Origin of the sequence: Nocardia sp. CC201C, from assembly GCF_030010695.1 — a bacterium.
GTDB classification, from domain to species: domain Bacteria; phylum Actinomycetota; class Actinomycetes; order Mycobacteriales; family Mycobacteriaceae; genus Nocardia; species Nocardia otitidiscaviarum.
Genome location: NZ_JASCXP010000637.1, coordinates 1 through 2,670 on the forward strand (window position 1 = coordinate 1; position 2,670 = coordinate 2,670).

A 2,670-nucleotide genomic window follows, 5' to 3' on the forward strand; every position below is an offset into this window, starting at 1 on the left:
GGCGGCAATCGTGCAGAGGTTCGGGCCGAAAAGATCCGCGCGATGCTGGCCGCCCTCACCCTGAAGGCCGGCAACACCGTCTATTACAACGAGCTGGCGGAAGAGTTATGGCCGGGCGAACTACTCAAGAATCCACGCAACGCGATCCAAGCGCAGGCCACGCGCATCAGAAAGATGATCGATAAGTTTGCGCATGGATTCGGAGAACCCGCTACCCTGCGGGCGGTACAGAATGGCTACGTACTCGAAATCCCACGCGATGCGGTGGACGCCAACCGATTCTTGGATCACGTCGCGCGTGGATTCAGTGACTTGACCGTTGATCCGGCACGCGCACTACGGTCACTGCAGCACGGGCTGCAATTGTGGCGGGGCCCCGCACTCCTGGACACCCTCGTCGGCGAACGCTGCCGGTCCGCCGCGGCCTTCCTCGAGGAGCAACGCACCCTGGCTCAGGAAGACCTCGTGAGCGCGTACCTGCTACTTGGCAACAATCGGCAGGCCACGGTCGAACTGCAACGGCTCATCGCCGCAGCCCCGTCCCGCGAACGCGTGTGTGAACTGCTGATGCTCGCGCTCTACCGCACGGGCCGCCAGTCCGAAGCTCTGCACCTGTTCCACCGCACCAGGCAACGCCTGGACGCGGAGCTCGGTGTAGAGCCCGGACGTGCGCTCTCGTGCCTATACGAGAGCATCCTCGCGCAGGACAGTGCGCTGGACACGGCTACAGCAGTCCTGAGACGTGCGGAAGCCGTGCATCCGGCATTAAGGAACCGGTTGACGGCCTGATGTAAGCCACGGCTATCGCCACAATGCCCGTCGCGGCGATTTGCGGTTAACGCTTGAATATCCGTTCAGACGCCACCAATCAAGCGTTCCCCGAATGGTGACGGATCACAAAGCAAATCCACCGAGGGCTCCTCGGATCGAATACTGGATATCACAATATGGCACGGCTACTGCGGTGAGTTGTCCACACATCGAGTTGAATCGACGACAAACAACCGGCGCAGGGCAACCATATAGCCACCCGGTAATCGAACCGGGATATCCATTCGTGAGCAGCCCCCGGAGTTTCCCATGCGCGGCATTGTGTTCCGTAGTTCGTTCCGCGTTATTGCACGCACAACAGCCTTGCTCGCATTGAGCGTCAGCCTGCACGTAATAGTTGTGTCGGCCTCCCCGGCGCCCGTAGCGGAGCCAGTTCTCCACAGCGGGTCCGCAGCGGAACAGGCACCGCCAGGGCCACCGCGAACCACCGGACTGCCGGTGCGGGTATCACACACGACAGCGATCATCATCCTCGGCTACGGACTACGACCTGACGGCTCCATGCGCCCCGCTCTGGTCGAACGCCTCCGGGCAGGGTATGTGGCGGCGATCGTGTCCCCTGTCGCGCCGGTCATCGTGACCGGCGGCAATCCCCGGTCCGGCACCACCGAGGCGCGAGCGATGGCCGACTGGCTCATCGCGCGCGGCATTGCCCGTGATCGCGTCCACCTCGAGTCCGGCGCCAGGTCGACATGGGAGAACGCCAAGCTGGCGGCGCTGGTCATGGGGGGACTCGGTTGCCACGACGCCCTCCTGGTCACCTCAGCCGATCACCTTCCCCGAGCACAGTCGTACTTCGCCGACAACGGGGTCTCCGTCGTCGGCACCTACACCCCTGAGCAGACGCCCCCGCTGCTGAGATTCGGACCGCTCTGAGTCGCGGGCGTTACCACCGTTACCTCCGCACGTTTTCAACCTGCGCCGATCACATAATTCCGCGATCCCGGAAGGAACTCGACCAGCATGCCCGAAATCCCTGCCGATCCCACGCCCCACTCGCTTCGAGTTACGGTGTATTTCGATGGCGACCAACCAGGCGAAGAGCTGAGCGTCGAATACTCCGCATCCACTAAGGAAGCATGGGAGTACGCCTCCGCAGCGATCAACGCGGGGCTCACCGTGACTATCGACAATATGGTACGGCCCGGCTTACGCCCACTGCCGTCACGCAGCCTCTGGCCATGAGCACGAACTGATCGGACGAGGAACTCGGAGCCGCGGACCGGTACACACCGGGCGAATCGGAATTGGGCAGGGCACCCGGTGTGCACCTTGACGTGGACAACACTGTCCACTACCCGCTGTGGGGTTTGTAGCGGGTGAATTCAGCCTAGGGCCGTTCCAATCGGCGCGGCGAACCGGCCAACGTGGTCTGATCCAGATCACAGCAGATATCCTCATCGATTGGCACAGAACACAAATAGATGGCACACCATCCTGCCCCTTTCACCCCCTCGCGCTGTGAAAAATCACGACGATCCTGCAATAAAGAAGATGAAGACCCAAGACTCTGCGCACATAAACTGATTCGCTCCGCGAGCTGTGATCTGATAGTCCGGTCTCCGAATCCGAGACACGTACATCGCACAATCGAGGAATGCCAATGAATTCCAGAATTATCCGCGCGCTGGCCGTATCCGCCTGCGCGCTCTCCATCGGCGCTGTCGGCGCCGGTTCCGCCGCTGCCGCGACTCCCACCACAGCCACACCGATCGCAGGCTCGGTCGAACTGTGCTTCGGGTTGCCGTTCGGTCCGGGCGATCTCAAGTTCTGTCTCTGATTCCTCGAAGCACCAACCGCGGGGGGGGGGGTGGGGCCCCCCCCCCCCGGGCCCCAGTA

At 62.4% G+C, this 2,670-nt stretch carries 3 protein-coding genes; all 3 read left to right on the top strand.

All coding sequences use genetic code 11. From position 1 onward, the window contains the following. The coding region (locus QK444_RS35295; RefSeq protein ID WP_282786334.1) for an AfsR/SARP family transcriptional regulator at positions 1–789 on the top strand (789 nt) is incomplete at its 5' end. A gap of 480 nt (positions 790–1,269) precedes the next feature. Then, the gene (locus tag QK444_RS35300; protein ID WP_282786336.1) at positions 1,270–1,707 is read left to right on the top strand and encodes a YdcF family protein; all 438 of its coding nucleotides are present in this window, start codon (positions 1,270–1,272) and stop codon (positions 1,705–1,707) included. A gap of 727 nt (positions 1,708–2,434) precedes the next feature. Further along, positions 2,435–2,611, top strand: a complete 177-nt coding sequence (locus QK444_RS35305; protein WP_282786337.1) for a hypothetical protein — start codon at positions 2,435–2,437, stop codon at positions 2,609–2,611. The last annotated feature ends 59 nt before the right edge of the window (positions 2,612–2,670 follow it).

Coding starts and splice junctions, on each gene's coding strand:
- QK444_RS35305 (WP_282786337.1), top strand. CDS start 2,435: ATGAATTCCAGAATTATCCGCGCGCTGGCCGTATCCGCCTGCGCGCTC.